Origin of the sequence: Saccharothrix sp., from assembly GCF_031180885.1 — a bacterium.
Classification (GTDB): Bacteria; Actinomycetota; Actinomycetes; order Mycobacteriales; family Pseudonocardiaceae; genus Actinosynnema.
In genome coordinates this window covers 58,484-78,586 of record NZ_JAPSLK010000014.1, presented here as the reverse complement: position 1 = coordinate 78,586, position 20,103 = coordinate 58,484, and the positions used below count along the sequence as shown (strand labels likewise).

Here is a 20,103-nt window from a genome sequence, read left to right as displayed (position 1 = left end):
TCATGCCCCCGACAGCAGGGCCAGGGCCGCGGTGCGCGCGTGGTCGCCCACGGCGTCCGCGCCGTGCTGGTCGGCCACGATGGTCGCGCCCTCCAGCAGCATGAGCAGTTGCCGGCCCACGGCGTCCGGGTCGGCGCACCGCGCCCGGCGGGCGATGTCGGTCAACAGCGCCAGGTGCTTGTGGAGGTGTCGGGACGTGATGGCCCGCACGCGCGGGGCATGGTGCTGGGCCGCCGCGTTGACCAGGGCGCAGCCGCGGAACGTCGGCTCGGAGTACCACTCGCGCAGCGCGTCGAACACCGCGGCGAGGCGGGCGGCGGGGGAGTCGCCGGCGGCCTCGGCGGCGTCGGCCAACCACCGGGTCACGCGTTCGCTCCGCCGCTCCAACACGGCGTCGACCAGGGCGTCCTTGTTCTCGAAGTGCCGGTAGAGGGTCTCCTTGGACACCCCGATCAGCCCGCACAGCTCGGCCACCCCGACCCCGTCGAGCCCGCGTTCGTAGAACACGCGGGTGGCGGCGTCGAGGATCGCGGCGCGGGTGCGGGCGGGGTCGACTGTCGAGCCTTTCGGCACGGGCACGAAGGAGATCGTACCGCTCGGTTCGATCTGCCTGCTAGCGTGATCGTACCGATCGGTTCGATCTCGTGGAGGTGGCATGCACCGGCTCTCCCGGGCCGCCCGCCTGGCCCTGGGCACCGCCTCCGCCCTCGGCCTCGCCCGCTTCGCCTACGGCCTGCTGCTGCCCACCATGCGCGCCGACCTCGGCTGGACGCTCGCCGAAGCGGGCGCGATGAGCACCGCCAACGGATCGGGCTACCTGCTCGGCGCGCTGGTCACCGCGCCGCTGGTCCGCCGCCTGGGCACGACCGCCGCGTTCCGCTGGGGCATGGCGGTCACCGCGGCCACCCTCGCGGCCACCGCGGTCAGCGCCGACTTCACCGTCCTGCTGATCGTGCGGGCGGCGTCCGGGGTGTCCGGCGCGGTGGTGTTCGTGACCGGCGGGGTGATCGCGGCCCGCGCGAACGTCCTCACCGTGTACTTCGCGGGCGCCGGGCTCGGCATCGCGGTCAGCGGCGCGACCATCCCCGCGCTCGGCGGGCACTGGCGCCTGGTCTGGCTCGGCATGGGCCTGGCCGCCGCCCTGGCGACCGCCGTCTCGTGGACCGCCGCCCGCACCGACGACACGCCCGGCACCGCCCGGGGCAAGGCGGAGATCCGTGCCCTGGCACCGGTCGCCGTGGCCTACGCGCTGTTCGCCATCGGGTACATCACCTACATCACGTTCCTGTCCGCCTACCTCGCCGACCGCGGCACGCCGGTCGCGGGGGTGGCGCTGACGTGGACCGTGCTCGGGTTGGCGGTGGTGTGTGCGCCGGTGCTGTGGGACCGGCCGTTGCGGACGTGGCCGGGTGGCCGGGCGTTGGCGGCGATCCTCGCGTTGCTGGGCGGGAGCGCGGCGTTGGCGTTGACGGGCGCGGTGGTGCCGTCAGCAGTCCTGTACGGGCTGACGTTCATGTGCGTGCCGGCGGCGGTGACGGCGTTGATCAAGGCCCGGGTGGTCGATCCCACGGCGACGCTGGCCGCGTTCACCACGCTGTTCGCCGCCGGTCAGACGGTCGGACCGTGGTTGGCGGGACTGGTGGCGGACCGGACGTCGACCGACGCGACCCTCGTCTGGACGGCCGTGCTGGGCTGGGCGGGCGCGGTGGTCGCGTTGGCGGTGCGCCCGGACGTCAGCGGACCCGGCCCACGCCCGCGTACACGCCCCGCGCCGGGCCGTCCGGGTCGACCGCACCCGGCTCCGGACGCCACAGGTCCGCGTCCACCAGGCCCGGCTCGACCAGGTCCAGGCCCGCGAACAGGGGCGTGACCCGGTCGAACGGCCGGAAGAACATGGGGTTCGGGCTGTTGGCCATGGTCTCGGCGACCTGCGCCATGCTCTCCGCGTCGTGGTCGGCGGTCAGGTGCGAGATCGCCGCGAAGCTGCCCTCGGGCAGCGCCGACAGGTAGCGCGCGACCAGCCCGGCCGGGTCCTTGTGGTCGGGCACGAAGTGGAACACCGCGACCAGCAGCAGCCCGACCGGCTCGTCGGTGTCCAGCAGCGCGCGCACGGCCGGGTCGGCCAGCACGGTGTCCGGCTCGGTCAGGTCCGCCTCCACCACGGCCGTCCGCTCGTCACCGTCGAGCAGCAGCCTGCTGTGCGCCACCACGACCGCCTCGAAGTCCACGTAGACGACCCGGCTCTCCGGGTTGGCGTCGCGCGCGATCTCGTGCACGTTGCCGACCGTGGGGATGCCCGAACCCAGGTCCAGGAACCGCGTGACCCCCTGTGAAGCCATGTACCGCACGGCCCGGCGCAGGAACGCCCGGTTGGACCGGGCCACGCGGCGCGCGTTGGGCAGCACCTGCTCGATGCGCGCGGCGGCGGCGCGGTCGGCGGCGAAGTTGTGGCCGCCGCCCAGCAGGGCGTCGTAGACCCGCGCGGCCGAGGGCCGGGTGGTGTCGGTCTCGTCGGGCACCCAGGTGGTCTGGTCGGGCAGCCAGGCGCTGGTGTCGGTCACGTCGTCCCCCGCCGAACTCGGGTCGATCACGGCGCGCCCACCCTAGCGGTCCGGCTGCGCGGCCTCGCGCCGACGGCCATGCTGGGACGCGTGACCGTTGAGCAGACACCGCCGTGGTGGACCTCCGCCGTCGTATATCAGATATACCCGCGCAGCTTCGCCGACTCGGACGGCGACGGCATCGGCGACCTGAACGGGATCACCGCGAAGCTCGACCACCTGGTCCGGCTGGGCGTGGACGTGGTGTGGCTGTCGCCGGTGTACGCCTCGCCGCAGGCCGACAACGGCTACGACATCTCCGACTACCAGGACATCGACCCGGTGTTCGGCACCCTCGCCGACTTCGACCGGCTGCTGGCCGAGGTGCACGCCCGGGGCATGAAGCTGATCATGGACCTGGTGGTCAACCACACCTCGGACGAGCACCCGTGGTTCGTGGAGTCGCGGTCCTCGAAGGACAACCCGAAGCGCGAGTGGTACTGGTGGCGCCCGCCGCGGGAGGGTTTCCGGGCCGGCGAGCCGGGGGCGGAGCCGACGAACTGGGAGTCGTTCTTCTCCGGCCCGACGTGGACCCTGGACGAGGCGAGCGGCGAGTACTACCTGCACCTGTTCGACCGCAAGCAACCCGACCTGAACTGGGAGAACCCGCAGGTCCGGCAGGCGGTCTACGCCATGATGCGGTGGTGGCTGGACCGCGGCGTCGACGGGTTCCGGATGGACGTCATCAACGTGATCGCCAAGGACCCCGACCTGCCCGACGGCGCGATCACCGGCACCAGCGGCCTGGGCAACGGCTACCCGCACTACGGGACCAGGCCCCGGGTCCACGACTTCCTCCAGGAGATGCACCGCGAGGTGTTCGAGGGCCGCGACGGGCAGTACCTCACGGTGGGGGAGATGCCGGGCGTGACGTGGGAGCAGGCGCGGCTGTTCACCGATCCGGCGCGGCGCGAGGTGGACATGGTGTTCCAGTTCGAGCACGTCGCGCTGGACCACGGTCCGGGCGGCAAGTTCGACCCGAAACCGCTGCGACTGCGTGATCTCAAGGCGTCCCTGGGCCGGTGGCAGACCGCGTTGCGGGACGTCGGCTGGAACTCCCTGTACTGGAACAACCACGACCAGGCCCGGGTGGTGTCCCGGTTCGGCGACGACAAGAGGTTTTGGCGCGAGTCGGCGACCGCCCTGGCCACCGTCCTGCACCTGCACCGAGGCACACCCTATGTGTACCAAGGCGAAGAAATCGGCATGACCAACGCCTCGTTCACCGGCCTGGCCGACCTGCGCGACGTCGAATCGCTCAACCACTACCGGCACGCGGTGGCCGCCGGCACCCCGCCCGAGACCGTGCTGGACGGCATCCACCGCATGGGCCGCGACAACGCACGCACGCCCGTCCAGTGGGACGCGTCGCCGCAGGCCGGTTTCACCACCGGCACCCCGTGGATCGCGGTGAACCCCAACCACACGTGGCTCAACGCCCAGGCCCAGTACGACGACCCGAACTCGGTGTTCAACCACTACCGGCGGTTGATCGGGCTGCGGCACACCCTGCCCGTGGTGGCGCTGGGCGACTTCCACATGCTGCTCGCCGACCACCCGCACATCTACGCCTACCAACGGGAACTGGACGGCACCCGGCTGCTGGTGGTCGCGAACCTGTGCGACAGCGAGCAGTCCGCGGAGCTGGACTGGCCGGACGCGGAGGTCGTGCTGTCCAACACGGGCGAACTGCGGCGGGAGAACGGGAAGATCACGCTGGGACCGTGGGAGGCGCACGTCCTGGTGAAGTAGTCCACAAAGGACCGGGCCGCCCCTCTCGTGATCGGGGCGGCCCAGTTTTCGTTCTAGCCCGGTGTCGGTCTAGCCCAGGCGTCGTCGCCCGTACATGCCGGCCGCCAGGCTGACGCCGACCGCCGCCAGCGCCACCTGGATGACGACCTCGATCCAGTCGATGCCGCGGGTGTCGCCGACCCCGAGGGCGTTGGCGATGAACGTGCCGATGATCGCGGCGACGATGCCGACGAGGATGGTCAGCCAGATCGGGATGTTCTGCCGGCCCGGCAGCACCAGTCTGCCGAGCGCGCCGATGATGAGGCCGACGACCAGCGCGCTGATGATCCCGGTGACCGTCATGGTCCGTCTCCTTCCGAAGCGTTGCCGTTGAGCCGCCTGTACCCGAATACGGCTCGGATCATGCGTCCAGGGCGCGGGTGTCACGGGGCGGAGCCACGGGGTCACTCCCGTCGGACTGCCCGGCGTGCATCCGGCGGCCCCTCTCCAGTTCGGCGTCCAGCTCCGCGCCCAGCAGCAGGGCCAGGTTCGAGATCCACAGCCACACCAGGAAGATGATCACGCCCGCGAGCGAGCCGTAGGTCTTGTTGTAGGACCCGGCGTTGGCCACGTAGAGCGCGAACCCGGTCGAGGCCAACGCCCACGCGAGCACCGCCAGCACCCCGCCCGGCGTGATCCACAGCCACGACGGCTGCCGCACGTTCGGCGAGGCCCAGAACAGCAGCCCGATCGCCAGGCTGGCCAACAGGAACAGCACCGGCCACTTCGCGACGTCCCACACCGTCACGAACGTCGAGCCCACGCCGAGCACGTCGCCCAGCCACTCGGCGACCCCGCCGGTGAGCGTGACGCCGAGGCCGGTCAGGGCCAGCAGCACCACGACGCCGATGGTCAGGGCCAGGCGCAGCGGGATGACCTTCCAGAACGGGCGGCCCTCCTCGACGTCGTAGATCGAGTTCGCCGCGCGCATGAACGCGCCCACGTAGCCGGAGGCCGACCACAGGGCGGTGACCAGGCCGATGATCGCGAGCGGCCCGGCGATGGCGCTGGACTGCTGGAGGTCGTCGATGGCGCCTATGACGAGGTCCTTGGCCTCGCCCGGTCCCAGGAGGTTCAGGCTGTCCTTAATGGACTGGGTGGCGTCCGGTCCGAGCAGGCCCAGCAAGGAAGTGAGCAGAAGGATGCCGGGGAACAGTGACAGGACGGCGTAGTAGGTGAGCGCGGCGGCCCAGTCGGTCAGGTCGTCGTCGTTGAACTCCTTGACCGTCCGCTTGAGCACGGCCCACCAGGACCGCTTGGGCAGGTCGGTCGGAGCGTCGGGTGCGTGCGCCATGCGAGACGGGTTACCCGGGCGTGGGCGCGCGTACACGCCAAGCAAGACGCGAAACATCCGCGAAACCCCTGGCTGGCGGTCGAAGCGCGGACGGATAGTGGGCCGCGTTCCCGACCGTCGACGAGAATGAGGTGCACGGATGCGGTGGAGAACCGTCCTGCTGACCACGGGGATGTTGCTGGGCCTGACGACCGGCGCGGCGGGCGCCGAGGGCGTGGCGATCGTGGACTCGACCCGCCACGGCGGGCGCACGGTCGCGTTGACCTTCGACGATGGACCCAACCCGGTGGACACGCCCAGGCTGCTGCGGGTGCTGCGCAAGCACCACGTCAAGGCGACGTTCTGCCTGTGGGGTGAGCGGGTCGAGCAGCACCCCGAGGTGGTGCGGGCGATCGTGGCCGAGGGGCACAAGCTGTGCAACCACAGCTGGTCCCACGACGACCTCGGGTCCGCGACGCCCGAGCAGATCAAGGCCGACCTCGAACGGACCAATGCCGCGATCGGCAGGGTGGTCCCGGGTGTGCCGGTGCGGTACTTTCGCGCGCCTTATGGGAGTTGGGGTGTGACGCCGGAGGTCGCGGCCTCGATGGGCATGACCTCGTTGGGCTGGCGCTTGGCCGTCGGCGACTGGGACCCGCCGCCCAGCACGGACGAGCTGGTGCAGCGGCTGCGTGACGGGATCACCGAGGGCGCGGTGGTGTTGCTGCACGACGGTCCGGCCAACCGGGCCAACACGGTGGACGCGGTGGACCGGATCGTGCCCGAGCTGCGGCGCGACGGCTACCGGTTCGACCGGCCCGCGCGGTGAGGTCCGTCGTGCGGCGGTCGTGGCTGTTGGTGGTGTTGTTGCTGCTGGTGCCGGTGGTTCCGGCGGCCGGCTCGGCCGGTGGTTCGGCGGGTGGTGCGGCCGGTGGTTCGGCGGGTGGTTCGGCGTGGGTCGGCGCTTGGGGGACGTCGCCGACCGGTGTGCCCGCGTCGGACACGACGGCGTTCGAGGACCAGACGTTGCGCCAGGTCGTGCACCTGTCGACGGGTGGGCGGTCGGTGCGGGTGCGGTTGTCGAACGAGTTCGGTGCGCAGCCGTTGGTGATCGGTGAGGCAAGGGTCGGTCGGGGTGCCGGGGGTTCTTCGGTCGTTCCGGGGACCGATCGGCGCTTGACGTTCGGTGGTCGTGGGTCGGTGACCGTGCCGGCCGGGGTGTCGGTGGTGAGCGACCCGGTGTCGTTGACCGTTGCGGCGGACACGGACCTGGTGGTGAGCGTCTACCTGCCTACGCGGGTCGCTGGGTCGACTGTGCACGCTTTCCCTTACCAGGACGGGTATGTGGCGGCGGGGAATGTGACTGCTTCGTCGCGCATCACGCTTTCCGCGGTGTTGGGCAAGTGGCACTTCTTGACCGGTGTGAGCGTGTCCGGTGGCGGTTCGACGGTGGTCGCGTTCGGCGACTCCATCACCGATGGCGCCGAGACCACGCGCGGTGCGAACCGGCGGTGGCCGGACGTTTTGGCTCGGCGGTTGCACGGCCGGTCGGGTGTGGTGAACGCGGGCATCAGCGGCAACCGCTTGCTGCACGACCCGAACCCGCCCCCTGGTCACCCGGCGGAGGCTTTTGCCGCGTACTTCGGCCAGTCCGCACTACGCCGTTTCGACCGTGACGTGCTGGCTCAACCCGGTGTCTCCCACGTAGTCGTCCTGCTGGGCGTCAACGACCTGGGCCACCCGGGAACCGTCGCCCCTCCGTCGGAAGCCGTGTCGGCCGAGGACATCATCGCCGCGCACCGCATGTTGATCGCTCGTGCGCGGGCGGCCGGTCTGCGGATCATCGGCGGGACGATCACGCCGTTCAAGGGTGACACGTTCGGCTTTTACAGCCCGGAGAACGAGGCGGCGCGGCAGGCGGTGAACCGGTGGATCCGGACGTCCGGCGAGCACGACGGTTACGTCGACTTCGACGCGGCTCTACGTGACCCTGCGGACTCGGAACGCCTCCGCCCCGACTACGACAGCGGCGACCACCTGCACCCGAACGACGCCGGCATGGCCGCCATGGCCAACGCCGTACCGCTCAATTTGCTCCGCTGAGAGCTGTTCGGAGACCTGGTGTGGGGGCCCTCAACGCCGAGGTCCCACACCCCCTCTCTCATCCAGGACGCCCCTGACCCTCCAAAACGCCCTCGATCCTCCGGGACACCACCACGGTCCTCCGGGTCATATACTTCCGCTGGACTTTCGGGGGATGACGTGGGCGTGCGAAGCGAGGACTTCTTCCGGCTGGTGGACGGGCTGGGGGAGGTGAAGCGGGCGGAGAGCGGGAATTACAGCTCGTTCAGCGTGCGGGGGAAGAAGTTCGGCTACTACTGGCCGCGGACGCGGACGGTGGGGTTGAAGCAGACGCTGTCGGAGCAGCTGGCGCTGGTGGCCGAGCGGCCGGACGTGTTCGAGGAGCAGTTCACGGCGGGCGGCTTCGGCTGGGTGGTCGTGTACTTGGAGAAGATCGAGCTGGACGAACTCGAGGAACTCGTCTTCGAAGCCTGGCGCCTAACCGCCCCCGAAGACCTCCTGTCCCAAGCCCAAGACCCCGCCTACCCCCACCCTTAACCCTCTACACCCCCCGCCCTGCCGCGGGCCGTCTGCCCCAAGGACCCGCCGTGCCCCGGGCCGTCTGCCCGCGGGATCCGCCGTGCCCCGGGCCGTCTGCCCCCAGGACCCGCCGCGCCGCAGGCTGTCTGGCCGCGGGATCCGCCGTGCCGCGAGCCGTGTGCCGCGGGGACCTGGCCGTGGCACCGGCCGTCTGCCAGGCACCTGCCCCGTCTGCCCGGCGCGTGTCGCCCCGCCGGGCCGGCCATCCGCCGGTCTGACCGGCGCCTCACCCCGTCTGCCGGCGCCTGCCGCCCCACCGAGCCGGCATCCGCCCTGAGGCCGTCTGCCCGGTGGTGCATGGGGCCGTTGACCGCGCTCCTTGTTTACGGGACGCGTGAGACGGCAGTTGGTCGCGGATCTGGCGATTCACACGATCGGGTGATGGGTGTTTCTGCTGGTCAGAATGCTTCCCGGGCGGTTGGGAGCGAGCCTGGCGGAGTCCGGAGGGCGCCGTGAGGAGTGGTGGAGGGAGGAATTGGGGGGCGGGTGGCTGGTGACTTTGGGGCGGGTATGGAGTAGGAATGCCGTGGTGCCCAAAGTTGTGCAGAAAGGGGTTGTAGTGAGCAACTCTGAGCGTCGCCCGCGCAGAAAGCTGCGGAGGGTGGGGATGGCCGCGGCCCTGGTCGTGGCGTTGGCCCCCGGCGAGGTCGCGTCCGCCGCGCCGGGCGGGGAGCTGGGAGCGGTCACCGGGTTCGAGGCTGGTGACGGGGCCTTCACGCTGGAATCCGGGGCGGCGAAGGTCCGGGTCAGGTTCCTGGCCGACGACGTGGTGCGGATCTGGCTCGCGCCCGACGGGACGTTCACGGACCCGGCCAACACCGCGCCCGACGACCCCAGCCAGCCCTCCTCCAACATCGTCGTCAAGACCGACTACCCCACCCCGACCACCCGCTGGGACGACCGGGGCGACCACTACTCCCTGCGCACCGCCAAAGCCGAACTCCGCGCGCGGAAGAACCCCCTCCGCTTCTCCCTCCACCGCCCCGACGGCCACGCCATCTGGTCCGAGGTCAAACCCCTCACCTGGACCGACACCTCCACCACCCAAACCCTCGCCCGCCAACCGAACGAGCAGTTCGTCGGCGGCGGCATGCAGAACGGGCGGTTCTCGCACCGCGGCCAGACCATCCGGATCTCGCGCGACTTCAACTGGACCGACGGCGGCAACCCCAACGCCTCGCCCTACTACATGAGCACCGCGGGCTACGGCGTCCTGCGCAACACCTTCGCCCCTGGCACCTACGCGTTCAACGACCCTCTCAGCACCAAGCACGACGAGAAGCGGTTCGACGCGTACTACTTCGCCGGCGACATGAAGACCTCGCTCGACCGCTACACCGAACTCACCGGCCGCCCCTTCCTCCCGCCGCTCTACGGCATGGAGTACGGCGACTCCGACTGCTACAACCGCGGCCACTACCGCCCCGGCCTCGACCCCGACCCCAACAACGACTGGAAGTACCACCCGGACAAGGAAGTCACCCCGGACGCGGCCAAGATCGCCCAGAAGTTCGTCGACCACGACATGCCGCGCGGCTGGATGCTGGTCAACGACGACTACGGCTGCGGCTACAGCAACGACCGCGACGCCTACATCCCCAACCCCAACCAGGGCGGCGTGGAGAAGTACGTCGGCACCCGCGACATCGAAGCCCTCAAGAGCACCGGCGAAGCGTTGCGCGACAAGGGCATCGAGATGGGGCTCTGGACCGAAGCCGCGCTCGACCGGCAGCCCGAAGAGGTCGGCCAGGCGGGTGTGCGGGTCCGCAAGCTCGACGTCGCCTGGGTCGGCCCCGGCTACCGGCACGCGCTTTCGGCCTGCGACACCGCCCACCGCGGCATCGAGCAGCACAGCGACGCCCGCGGCTACAGCTGGATGGTCGAGGGCTGGGCGGGCGCGCAGCGGTGCGCCGTGCAGTGGACCGGTGACCACAGCGGCACGTTGGACAACATCAAGTGGCAGATCCCGGCGATCCACGGCTCCGGCAACTCCGGCATCGCCTACGCCGCCGGCGACATCGACGGCATCTTCGGCGGCAGCGCCACCAGCTACGTGCGCGACCTGCAGTGGAAGGCCTTCAACCCCGCCCTGATGACGATGAGCGGCTGGTCGACGCCGAAGTTCAAGCAGCCGTGGGCCTACGGCGAGCCGTACACGGCGATCAACCGCCAGTACCTCAAGCTCCGCGAACGCCTGCTGCCCTACTTCTACAGCTACGCAGCCGAAGCGCACCGCACCGGCGCGCCGATCAACCGGTCCCTGATCCTCGAGTACCCGAACGACCCCAAGACCTGGGACGACACCACCAAGTACCAGTTCCTGGCGGGCAAGGAGTTCCTGGTCGCGCCCGTCTTCACCGACAGCGAGGTCAAGAACGGCGTCTACCTGCCCGAAGGCACCTGGATCGACTACTGGTCCGGCCGCCTGCACAAGGGTCCGACCACGCTCAACGGCTACCACGCCCCACTGGACCGGCTGCCGTTGTTCGTCAAGGCCGGCGCGGTCGTGCCGATGTGGCGCGACGGCATCAACGGGCACGCCGAGCAGCGGCCGGGTGACCGCGTCACGCTCGACATCTACCCGAAGGGCCGCTCGTCCTTCGAGCTGTACGAGGACGACCGGGTCACCCGCGCGCATCGGGAAGGTGCGTCGGCCACGCAGAAGTTCGAGGTGACCGCACCGACCACCGGCCGCGGTGACGTCATCGTGCGCATCGGCCGCAGCGAAGGCGACTACGCGGGCAAGCCCGCACAGCGCCCCTACGAGCTGACCGCGCACACCGGCACCAAGCCCGGCGCGGTCGTCGTGGACGGCAAGGCCCTGCGACCATTGTCCAAAGCGGACTACGACAACGCCGAAACTGGTTGGTACTACGACGAGTCCGACCGCGGCGGCGTCGTGAACGTCAAGACCGCGGCGGTGTCGACGGACCGGCAGGCGACCGTCGTGCTGTCCGGCGCGAGCGCGGTGGGCGGCGCGCACGCGTCCGACTCGTTCGGCGTCAGCGAGTTGGCCGCGCCGGACCTGTGGAACGCGCCCGGACAGGTCACCGAGGTCACCGCGAGCTTCCGCAACGACTCCAACGCCGTCATGCGGGACGTCAAGCTCGGCCTGACCCTCCCCGAGGGCTGGACCGCGCAGAGCGACGCGGCCTTCAGTTGGGTCGTGCCCGGCCAGACGGTGCAACGCAAGATCGCCGTCACCCCGAGTGGCAAGGCCGGCCGGTTCACCATCGGCGTGAAGGCGAACTACACGGCACGGGGCGCGAAGTACGAGAGCACGGCCGTGGCGAGCGCGTTGGTGCCGTTCGGGTCGGTGGGCGAGGCGGCGGACACCGTAGGCATCACCGACGCGAAGACCTTCGCGGTCGGCAAGTTCGACCCCGACGGCAACAGCTTCGCCGCCGAACTGCTGGCGGAGAAGGGTTTCACGCCCGGCGCCAAGGTCACCGCGAACGGCGCGGAGTTCACCCTCCCGGCCGGCGCGCCCGGCACGCCGAACATGGTCAAGAACACCAACCTGCCCATCCTGGTGTCGGGGAAGGGCAGCCACCTCGCGTTCCTCGCGTCCGGGGCGAGCACCAACGCCACCGGCTCGGTCACCGTGCTCTACGCGGACGGGACCGAGTCGCGGCACAGCCTCCAAGTGCCCAACTGGTCGTTCCAGGACGCCGGCACGGGCGGCGCGAAGCTCGCGGTGTCGGTCAAGGGTCGTTACACGCCAACGGGTCTGGCCAACACGGATGTCGACTACCGGCTGTTCTACAACACGGTGGAGCTGACGCCCGGCAAGACCGCGCGGGCGGTGAAGCTGCCCGCCGGCACGTCGATCGGGTTCTTCGCGGCAACCGTCCACGACCGGCCCCTCCCGCCCGCGCCCAAGGGTGAGGCGTGGGTCAGCGACCTGGAGTGGATCAACGCGGTCAACGGTTGGGGACCGGTGGAACGCGACCGCAGCAACAACGAGAGCGCCGGCGGTGACGGCAAACCGTTGACGCTCAACGGGGTTGTTTACGCCAAGGGTCTTGGCGCGCACGCCGTGTCGGACGTGAAGGTGAACCTCGGCGGCACGTGCTCGAAGTTCACGGCCAAGGTGGGCGTGGACGACGAGATGGCCGACCGCGGCTCGGTGGTGTTCAAGGTCGTGGTGGACGGCGTGGAGAAGTACGCCTCACCCGTCCTGACCGGCAACTCCGCGACCGTGTCGGTAGACGTGGACGTGAGTGGTGGCAAGGTCCTCGACCTGGTCCTGGGCGACGGCGGCAACGGCATCGGCAGCGACCACGGCGACTGGGCGGAGGCGAAGCTGACCTGCGCCCCGTGATACATAAGATATGAGATACGACGGGAGGAGCCACAGGATCGTGGCTCCTCCCGTTTTTCACGCTCGGGGGCGCCAGCGCTTCCAGATGGCGGTGGCTTCGGCGCGGGTTTTGCCGTCCCAGATCAGGGAGACGTCTACGGTGATCTGCGGTTCGGTCGCCTCCTTGACCACCGCTCGCAGCTCCACCGCGTCCCGCAGGGGTGACGGTCGGAGGTAGCGCACGTCCAGTCCTGCCGTCACGTAGGAGAGGGCCGCGTCGCCGAGAGGGGGCCAGCCTTGCCGCTCGGCCTCCAGCATCACGGCGGCGGCGCTGTGGCAGTCCAGGACGGTGCCGATGATCCCGCCGTTGAGGTACCCCAGGCCGTTGTCGTGCTCGGGCCACGGCGTGAAGGTGGCGGTCACCACGCCGTCCTCGCCGGGGTAGCTGCGCAGCCGCAGCCCCTTCCCGTTCGCCTGCCCGCAGCCGAAGCACGGCAGCGACGGGTACAGGCGTTCCTGGATGCTGATCAGGGCGGTGCTGGTCACGCCGTCCAATGTAGGCGGACGCCGTAGCGTCACCGGTCCTGGACGTCCGGTAGCGGCACGAACAACTCCTCCTCGGCGGTCAGCACCTCGCCCGCGAACTCCGCCCGTGCGGCGGCCACCGCGGCGGCGCGGTCGTTGCCCGGCCAGAAGTGGGTGAGCATGAGTCGGCGGGCGCCGGCGCGGGTCGCCCAATTGCCGGCCTCGGTGGAGGTGAGCAGGTTCCGGCACGGTCGCTCGGTCTCGCCGACCCGGTCGGTGGCTTCGACGATGTAAAGGTCCGCGTTCCGGCCGAGGTCGGCCAGGGCGGGGTCCGGGCCGGTGTCTCCGGTGTAGGCGAGCACGGTCCCGTCTGCCTCCAGGCGGACGCCGGCGTTGGGCACGTAGTGGGGGAGTGGCACGCCGGTCAGCTCGAAGGGGCCGACGCGGTAGTGGCCGGGCAGCTCGTGGACGTCGAAGACCTCGGTCAGGTCGACGTCCGGTTCCAGGGTGGTCAGGCGGGCCGGCACGCCGGGAGGGCAGTAGAGGGGGACCTTGCCGGTGGCGGGGCCGTAGTGGCGGAGGCGGAACAGGCCGTGCAGGTCTACGCAGTGGTCGGGGTGCTCGTGCGTGATCACGACCGCGTCCACCGCCCCGTCCGGGCAGTGCCGGAGCAGCCTGGGCAGGGTCGCGTAACCCATGTCCAAGACCAGCCGGAAGCCGTCCCACTCGACCAGGAACCCGCTGCACGCCCGCCCCGGTTCGGGGTACGCGCCGCACCCGCCGAGGACCCTCACTCCACGCATGCGTCCAGCATGACCGTTCACTGGATCGGAACAGCCGCTTTCGGGCGATTCGCCGATCGCCGCGCCGGGGTACGCCTTGCTGACGCGGTTGCTCCCGGGGCTGGGCGGGTGGTTGCGGTGGACGTGGACTTCGACGACACGACGGCCCGGGAACTGCGGCGCTACGTGGAGCGGATCGGTGACGCGCTGGACCTGTCCGGCGAGTGCTGGTGCGCCGACGCCGGCCCGCCCGCCACCGCCTACCTCGCCCTGGAGGGGCACCTCCCGTCGCACCCGGACCGCGACGTCGCCCTGGTGTGGGACGAGCGGCAGGGGTGGTCGGTCGCGGTGGAGACCGGTTGCGGCGAGGACCTGCTGGTGGTGGCCGACCTGCCGGGCGTCGTGCCCCGGCCGGAGGCGGTGGCCCGGTTCGCCTGGCGCCTGCTGCACGGCGAACCGCCGCCCGACCCCGCGCCCGACTGCGAGGGGCCGAGCCTGCTGGCGCGCCTGCGGGAGGCCAACCGGGTCGTGTGCTTCCCGCCGGTGTCCGTGCACAGCACCCGGCGGCGGGACGCGATCGTGACCATGGTGTCCGGGGAGATCGACGCGGCCACGGTGGACGTCGTGCGGGCGGAACTGGTCGCGCAGTTGGGCAACCGGCCGTCGACGCTGGTGATCGACCTCGCGGACGTGGACTTCCTGGGGGCGCGGGGGATCGCGATGCTGCTCGACGTCGAGCGGCGGGCCCGGCGTGCGCACGTGCCGGTGACCGTGGTGGCCCCGACGGCCCGCGTCCTCAAGCCGCTGCGGGCCACCGGGGCCGACCGGGTCCTGACCATCTGCCCACCTGCGCGAAGCGAAGGCGCGTGATCGGGTGGCCGGCGCGCGATCGGGGGTTGGGGGCGGACGTGCGTCGGGTGCGTGATCGGACGTCGGGGCGCGGGCGTGTGATCGGGCGCGCTTTGGCGTGGGGCGCGGTCGGCGTCGGGTGTGTGATCGGGTGTTGGGGCGGCGGGCGGGGTAAACGACCCGCGGGACGGGGTAAACGAGCGGCATGACTAGAGGTCGTGTCGCGGTGTTCGCGCCGTCGCCGGAGTTGACCGTGACCGTGGAGCAGCTCGACGGTCAGCCCGACATCCACATCCACGCGGGCGGGCAGGGCGTGTGGCAGTCCCGCATGATCCGGTCCCTCGGGGTCGACGTGGTGGTGTGCGCCGCGCTGGGCGGCGAGACCGGGCAGGTGCTGCGCCACCTGATCGACGTGGACCTGAGGGCGCGGGACGTGGCGGCCCGCAACGGCGGCTACGTCCACGACCGCCGCGAGGGCGCGCGGGACGAGGTGGTCCGGATGCCCGCCGACGCGCTGTCCCGGCACGAGCTGGACGACCTGTACGAGATGACCCTGGTCGAGGCCCTGGCGGCGGGCGTCGCGGTGCTCAGCGGCCCCGCGGAGGAGGACTCGCCGGTCCCCGACTCGGTGTACGAGCGGCTGGCCCGCGATCTGGGCGCGAACGGCTGCACCGTGGTGGTCGACCTGTCCGGCGACCGGCTCGCCGCCGCGCTGGCCGGTGGACCCGCGGTGGTGAAGGTCAGCCACGAGGAGCTGGTGGCCGACGGGCTGGCCGCGTCCGACGAGCTGTCCGACCTGGCGAAGGCGTGTCGGGAGGTGGCTTCGTCGGGGGCGGAGGCGGTGGTGGTGTCGCGGGCCGCGGAGGACACGTTGGCGTGGGTTTCGGGGGAGTTCCTGCTGGTGTCGACGCCGGAGCTGATGCCGGTCGACACGCGTGGCGGCGGTGACTCGATGACGGCCGGGCTGGCCGCCGGGCTGGCGCGTGGCGAGTCGCTGGTGGACGCCGTGCGGTTGGGTGCGGCGGCGGGTGCGGTGAACGTCACCCGGCACGGGCTGGGGTCGGGCAGCGGGGACGTGGTGCGCGAGTTGGTCGGCCGGGTGCGGATCGAGCGGTGGGGAGACGACAGGTGAAGGTGCTGATCACCAACGACGACGGGATCGACTCGCCGGGCCTGGCGGCGCTGGCGCGGGGCGCGGTGGCGCACGGCTGGCAGGTGGTGGTGGCCGCGCCGGCCCGCGAGTCCAGCGGCACCAGTGCGGGCCTGACCGCCGCCGAGGACGAGCGGCGGGTGGAGGTCGAGCGCCGCGTCCTGCCCGGCCTGGACGGCGTTCCCGCCTACGCGGTCGCCGCCCACCCCGGTCTGATCGCGCTGGTCGCGTCGCAGGGGGCGTTCGGCGAGCCGCCGGAGGTCGTGTTGTCCGGGGTGAACCGGGGTGCGAACGTGGGGCGGGCGGTCCTGCACTCGGGCACGGTGGGCGCGGCGCTGACGGCGTCCATCAACGGCGCGCGGGCCATGGCGGTGTCGCTGGACGTGGGGCTGGAGCCGGAGGCCGACGTGCACTGGGACACGGCGGTGCGGGTGGCTTCGGGCTTGTTCGACCGGCTGGCGGCGCTTCCCGAGGGCGCGGCCCTCAACCTGAACGTGCCCAACCTGCCGGACTCTGGACCGCCGCGCCGGGCCGGGTTGGCGGAGTTCGGCATGGTGCGCAGCCGGGTCAAGGAGAGCGACGACGGGTCGATCCGGTTGACGACCGTGGTGGTGGAGGGCGAGTTGCCGCCGGGCAGTGACGCGGCACTGCTCGCCGAGGGCCACGCCACGCTGACCCCGCTGCGGTCGGTGACCGAGGACCCGGACCTACAGCTGTAGGCCTCGCGCAGATGGGGCTCCGGCGCTGCGGGTGCGCGGAGGTTCGGCTGGGCGGAGGTTCGGCTGAGGTGTGGCGCTGCGGGTGCGCGGAGGTTCGGCTGGGGTGTGGCGCTGCGGGTGCGCGGAGGGTCCGCTGCGGAGGTGGTGCAGCGGGTGCGTGTTCAGCTGTAGGGCCGGCGCAGGAGGCGGACCGACGTGATGGCGTGGTGTTCGACGCCCAGCACCTCGATCGTCCAGCCGGACACCTCGACGCGGTCGCCCGGACCCTCCGGGATGCGGCCGAGCAGCACCAGCACCAGGCCGGCGATGGTGGCGTAGTCGCCTTCGGGCGCGTCGGGCAGGTCGACGCCGATGTCGGTCAGGTCGTGGACCGGGAACGTGCCCGGCACCACGAGGGAGCCGTCGTCGTCGGTGCGCACGGCCAGCACGTTGCGGTCCGTCTCGTCGTAGATCTCGCCGACTATCTCCTCCAGCAGGTCCTCCAGCGTGACGATGCCCGCGATCGCGCCGTGCTCGTCCACGACCAGCCCGAGTTGCTCGCGTTCGGCCTTGAACCGGCGCAGCGCGTCGGACACCCGCAGCGAGTCCGGGAACACCGCCGGCGGGCGCGCCACCTTCACCAGCTCGGCCCCGTCGTCCAGCAGGTCGCGCAGGTGCACCACGCCGATGACGTCGTCGAGGTGCCCGGTCGTCGCCACCGGCGCGCGGGAGTGCCCGGACGTGGCCAGCACGGCCCGGGCGGTCGGCACGTCGGTGTCGGCGGCCAGCGTCACCACGGCCCGGCGCGGCACCAGCACCTCCCGCAGGCGGCGCTCGTGGATCTCCAGCGCACCGGTGATGATCATGCGCTGCTCGACGTTGAGCCCGCGCTGGGCCTCCACCAGTTCCCGCAGCTCCTCCGGGGACAGCTGCGCCGAGTCCGCCTCCGCCCGGCCGCCGAACAACCGCACCACCACGTTCGTCGAGGCGCTCAACGCCCACACCACCGGCCGGGACAACGCCGACAGGAAGTCCAGGGGTCGGGCGACGAGCAGCGCCCAGCGCAGGGCGTACTGCATCGCCAGCCGTTTGGGCGCCAACTCGCCGAACACGAGGGTGAGGAACGTCAGCACCACCGTGACGAGCGCGACCGCCACCGCGTCCGCCGCGCCGCCGAGGAAGCCGAGCATCGGGACGAGCGGTTTCGCCAACGACACGGCGGCCGTCGCCGAGGCCAGGAACCCGGCGAGCGTGATGCCGATCTGGATCGTGGCGAGGAACCGGTTGGGGTCGCGGGCGAGCCGGACCAGTTTGCGCGCGGTGGTACCTCCTTCCCGTTCGAGTGAGCGCAACTGCCCTTCGCGCAAGGAGATGAGCGCCATCTCGCTGCCCGCGAACAACGCGTTGAGCAACACGAGCACCGCGACCAACGCGACCGTGAACCCGTAACCGTCCACCGCGACTCCCCGAACCGATCGCCACTTTCGGCGACGCTACTGCGCTCGGGACGTCCGCGCCGATCGCGGGGACGGGGAGGGGCGGGGTCAGGTTGGCCAGGTGTTTGTTGTGCGGTGGACGATCAGCGCAGCGTGGGACAGCGGTGTGGAGGTGTCGTCCACATCGCCGTTCGTCGTGTAGTCGAGCAGCACGACTCTTCGGTGGGCCGAGAGTGCGCGTAATTCGTCCACCAGGTCGGCGACGCGGTGGTCGAGGACCCAGCGGTAGGTGGGCAGGTAGATGTCTCTGCGCGCGGCCCGGTAGTCGAGCAGGTCTGTGCCGTGCAGGCCCGCGCGGTGGCCCCGCACGGGTCCGTGCTTCCGGACCGTGCGTTTGAGGCCTTTCATGGTGGTCACCGACAACTTGCCCACGTCCACGTCCGCCCCCTCGAACACTTTCAACGCCTGCCACACCCCTTCCACCGACGCCCCGACGACGTCCGGTGTGAACGGCACCGGTACGCCGCCGTGCGGGAAGAACGGGCTGAACCGGACCCACGGCTCGACCCCGCGGGACGTCACGTCCAACACCACGGCGTCCCCGACCCCCTGCGTCCGCCGCCGCTTGCTCGCCACTTCGATCGTCATCACGCACCCCTTCCGGTCAGGACTCGAGCATGCCGGCGGGGTACGACAATTTCCGGGGGGTTGGCGGGGAGGAGCGGGGGAACCCGTCGAACATGGACGAACTGCCCCCGCCCGCCCCGCCGCGCAGCGCGTTGACGTTGCGCCTGTGGTTGGCGGGTTTCGGGGTCCTGCTCAACGCGGGTGCCGCGGTGCTGCTGTGGCGGGCGGACTACCCGGGGCTGGCGGTGTTCCTGATCGTCATCGCGGTCGGGCTGGTGGTGGACTTCGCCTGGGTCGTGCACCGCAAGCGTCGGGGCGACCCGGGCTGAGGCGTCAGTGGGTGTGGCTGAGGATCGCGGCGCGCATGGTTTCCAGGCCGATGATGTTGAAAGGCCTGCCCAGGCTGCGCATCAGCGAGTTCTCCGTGGGCCGGTAGACGCCGCGACGGTGGTAGTAAGCGCCCTCGTAGGTTCCAACGACGCCCCCATCGGGTGAAACCTTCCCCAAGTGCGCGTACCACTTCACCCGGTACTGGGTCATCTGGGCGCTCGTGTACTTGGAGACGTTGGGCTCCTTCGGCTCGCTCCCGGTGTACAGGTCGTTCGGGTAGTCGTACTCGTCCGCCAAGCCACCGATCGAGTGACCGAGTTCATGCGCGACGATCCACGTGGCCTGGGCGTTGCCGCCCGAGGACGTCGCCACGCCGCCGCCGGCACCGCCGTACTTCGTCGTGTTCGCCAGGGCCAGGATCTGGTCCGCCTCGGGCGCGGAGGCGGCGGACTGGCGGGCCTTGGTCTCGTTCACGCAGAGCAGGCGTTCGATGTTCCCGCACCAGAAGTACATGTCCAGAGCGGTGTTGCGGCGGACGCCCCTGGTCGGGTCGTTGTCCACTCCGGACTCTTGGGACACGACGTTGACCTGCCACACGTTGAAGGACTGCTTGAGCGACTTGTACGGCTCGATCGCGCTCAACTCCGCCCACCGGGCCACCACGTGCTGGTGGAACGTCGCCAACTCGGCGGCGGTGTAGCCGTCACCGACGAAGACCAGGTCGAAGCGGGACGAGGACGGGCCGGTTTGCTGGATCGGGACCACCTCGGCGGCCGTGGCCAGGACGGCGGGGGTGGTCGGGGGTTGGGGGACGCGGGCTCGCGTGATGGTGCCGTCGGGCGCGAAGACCTCCTTGACCACGGTGGGTGCTGCGGCGGCGGTGAGTGGTTGTGCCAGTAGGGCGGCGACAGCTGCTAGTACGGACAGAATGCGCATGAGGGCGCTCCATTCCGTGCAGGGAGCCACGAACACGCGTGTGGCCGGAACGCAGCCCACTATGGGACCGCTGCGCCCATCAGCGGAAATAGCGTTCCCGATCGACACGCGTTATGCCGATTGATGCGCCTGGCACCCCTGC

At 71.0% G+C, this 20,103-nt stretch carries 18 protein-coding genes and 1 pseudogene; 10 read left to right on the top strand and 9 right to left on the bottom strand.

What is annotated here, in order from left to right:
• Positions 1 to 579 carry a TetR/AcrR family transcriptional regulator gene (locus tag RIN75_RS18825; protein ID WP_309113260.1) on the bottom strand — a complete coding sequence of 193 codons (579 nt, stop codon included), beginning with the start codon at positions 577 to 579 and terminating at the stop codon, positions 1 to 3.
• A 76-nt stretch (positions 580 to 655) separates the two neighbouring features.
• Between RIN75_RS18825 and RIN75_RS18820 the strand changes: the two are divergent.
• A pseudogene (locus RIN75_RS18820) lies at positions 656 to 1,705 on the top strand (YbfB/YjiJ family MFS transporter); the annotation flags it as partial.
• A gap of 28 nt (positions 1,706 to 1,733) precedes the next feature.
• Here RIN75_RS18820 and RIN75_RS18815 read toward each other — a convergent pair.
• Entirely contained in the window at positions 1,734 to 2,591 is an 858-nt protein-coding gene (locus RIN75_RS18815) for an SAM-dependent methyltransferase (protein WP_309113259.1), read from the bottom strand.
• Between the two features lie 60 nt (positions 2,592 to 2,651).
• Between RIN75_RS18815 and RIN75_RS18810 the strand changes: the two genes are divergently transcribed.
• Positions 2,652 to 4,352 carry an alpha-glucosidase gene (locus tag RIN75_RS18810; RefSeq protein ID WP_309113258.1) on the top strand — a complete coding sequence of 567 codons (1,701 nt, stop codon included), beginning with the start codon at positions 2,652 to 2,654 and terminating at the stop codon, positions 4,350 to 4,352.
• 69 nt (positions 4,353 to 4,421) lie between these two features.
• Here the strand turns inward: RIN75_RS18810 and RIN75_RS18805 are convergent, their stop codons facing one another.
• A complete protein-coding gene (locus tag RIN75_RS18805) occupies positions 4,422 to 4,694 on the bottom strand; it encodes a GlsB/YeaQ/YmgE family stress response membrane protein (RefSeq protein WP_309113257.1) in 273 nt (90 codons plus the stop codon).
• 58 nt (positions 4,695 to 4,752) lie between these two features.
• Positions 4,753 to 5,685 (bottom strand): YihY/virulence factor BrkB family protein, encoded by a 933-nt coding sequence (locus tag RIN75_RS18800; protein ID WP_309113256.1) that lies wholly within the window; start codon positions 5,683 to 5,685, stop codon positions 4,753 to 4,755.
• Between the two features lie 139 nt (positions 5,686 to 5,824).
• Here RIN75_RS18800 and RIN75_RS18795 point away from each other — a divergent pair, with 139 nt between their 5' ends.
• The 4 genes from RIN75_RS18795 to RIN75_RS18780 all read left to right on the top strand — a co-directional run bounded on the left by RIN75_RS18795 (position 5,825) and on the right by RIN75_RS18780 (position 12,649).
• Positions 5,825 to 6,493 carry a polysaccharide deacetylase family protein gene (locus tag RIN75_RS18795; protein ID WP_309113255.1) on the top strand — a complete coding sequence of 223 codons (669 nt, stop codon included), beginning with the start codon at positions 5,825 to 5,827 and terminating at the stop codon, positions 6,491 to 6,493.
• A complete protein-coding gene (locus tag RIN75_RS18790; RefSeq protein ID WP_309113254.1) occupies positions 6,490 to 7,767 on the top strand; it encodes an SGNH/GDSL hydrolase family protein in 1,278 nt (425 codons plus the stop codon). Before RIN75_RS18795 ends, RIN75_RS18790 begins: the two co-directional genes overlap by 4 nt.
• A gap of 159 nt (positions 7,768 to 7,926) precedes the next feature.
• Positions 7,927 to 8,283 carry an MmcQ/YjbR family DNA-binding protein gene (locus RIN75_RS18785; RefSeq protein WP_309113253.1) on the top strand — a complete coding sequence of 119 codons (357 nt, stop codon included), beginning with the start codon at positions 7,927 to 7,929 and terminating at the stop codon, positions 8,281 to 8,283.
• A gap of 649 nt (positions 8,284 to 8,932) precedes the next feature.
• On the top strand, positions 8,933 to 12,649 hold the full coding sequence (locus tag RIN75_RS18780) for an NPCBM/NEW2 domain-containing protein (RefSeq protein WP_309113252.1): 3,717 nt from the start codon (positions 8,933 to 8,935) through the stop codon (positions 12,647 to 12,649).
• A 57-nt stretch (positions 12,650 to 12,706) separates the two neighbouring features.
• Here RIN75_RS18780 and RIN75_RS18775 read toward each other — a convergent pair whose 3' ends face one another.
• Complete coding sequence (locus tag RIN75_RS18775; protein WP_309113251.1) at positions 12,707 to 13,174, bottom strand: PaaI family thioesterase; 468 nt, start codon at positions 13,172 to 13,174, stop codon at positions 12,707 to 12,709.
• 29 nt (positions 13,175 to 13,203) lie between these two features.
• Positions 13,204 to 13,956, bottom strand: coding sequence for an MBL fold metallo-hydrolase (locus RIN75_RS18770; protein ID WP_309113250.1), 753 nt, complete (start codon positions 13,954 to 13,956; stop codon positions 13,204 to 13,206).
• A 117-nt stretch (positions 13,957 to 14,073) separates the two neighbouring features.
• Here RIN75_RS18770 and RIN75_RS18765 point away from each other — a divergent pair, with 117 nt between their 5' ends.
• The 3 genes from RIN75_RS18765 to surE all read left to right on the top strand — a co-directional run bounded on the left by RIN75_RS18765 (position 14,074) and on the right by surE (position 16,653).
• Complete coding sequence (locus tag RIN75_RS18765; RefSeq protein WP_309113249.1) at positions 14,074 to 14,805, top strand: DUF6292 family protein; 732 nt, start codon at positions 14,074 to 14,076, stop codon at positions 14,803 to 14,805.
• Between the two features lie 184 nt (positions 14,806 to 14,989).
• Positions 14,990 to 15,916 (top strand): PfkB family carbohydrate kinase, encoded by a 927-nt coding sequence (locus RIN75_RS18760; protein WP_309113248.1) that lies wholly within the window; start codon positions 14,990 to 14,992, stop codon positions 15,914 to 15,916.
• Complete coding sequence (surE, locus tag RIN75_RS18755; protein ID WP_309113247.1) at positions 15,913 to 16,653, top strand: 5'/3'-nucleotidase SurE; 741 nt, start codon at positions 15,913 to 15,915, stop codon at positions 16,651 to 16,653. The genes RIN75_RS18760 and surE overlap by 4 nt, the downstream gene beginning before the upstream one ends.
• Before the next feature lie 161 nt (positions 16,654 to 16,814).
• Here surE and RIN75_RS18750 read toward each other — a convergent pair whose 3' ends face one another.
• Positions 16,815 to 18,089: a hemolysin family protein gene (locus RIN75_RS18750; protein WP_309113246.1), complete on the bottom strand. Its 1,275-nt coding sequence runs from the start codon at positions 18,087 to 18,089 to the stop codon at positions 16,815 to 16,817.
• Between the two features lie 87 nt (positions 18,090 to 18,176).
• Positions 18,177 to 18,716, bottom strand: coding sequence for a DUF6939 family protein (locus RIN75_RS18745; RefSeq protein WP_309113245.1), 540 nt, complete (start codon positions 18,714 to 18,716; stop codon positions 18,177 to 18,179).
• Positions 18,717 to 18,808: 92 nt separating this feature from the next.
• On the opposite strand from RIN75_RS18745, the gene RIN75_RS18740 reads away from it, so the two are divergent.
• Complete coding sequence (locus RIN75_RS18740) at positions 18,809 to 19,024, top strand: DUF6343 family protein (protein ID WP_309113244.1); 216 nt, start codon at positions 18,809 to 18,811, stop codon at positions 19,022 to 19,024.
• 4 nt (positions 19,025 to 19,028) lie between these two features.
• Here the strand turns inward: RIN75_RS18740 and RIN75_RS18735 are convergent, their stop codons facing one another.
• Positions 19,029 to 19,961: a M64 family metallopeptidase gene (locus tag RIN75_RS18735; protein ID WP_309113243.1), complete on the bottom strand. Its 933-nt coding sequence runs from the start codon at positions 19,959 to 19,961 to the stop codon at positions 19,029 to 19,031.
• Between the last annotated feature and the right edge of the window lie 142 nt (positions 19,962 to 20,103).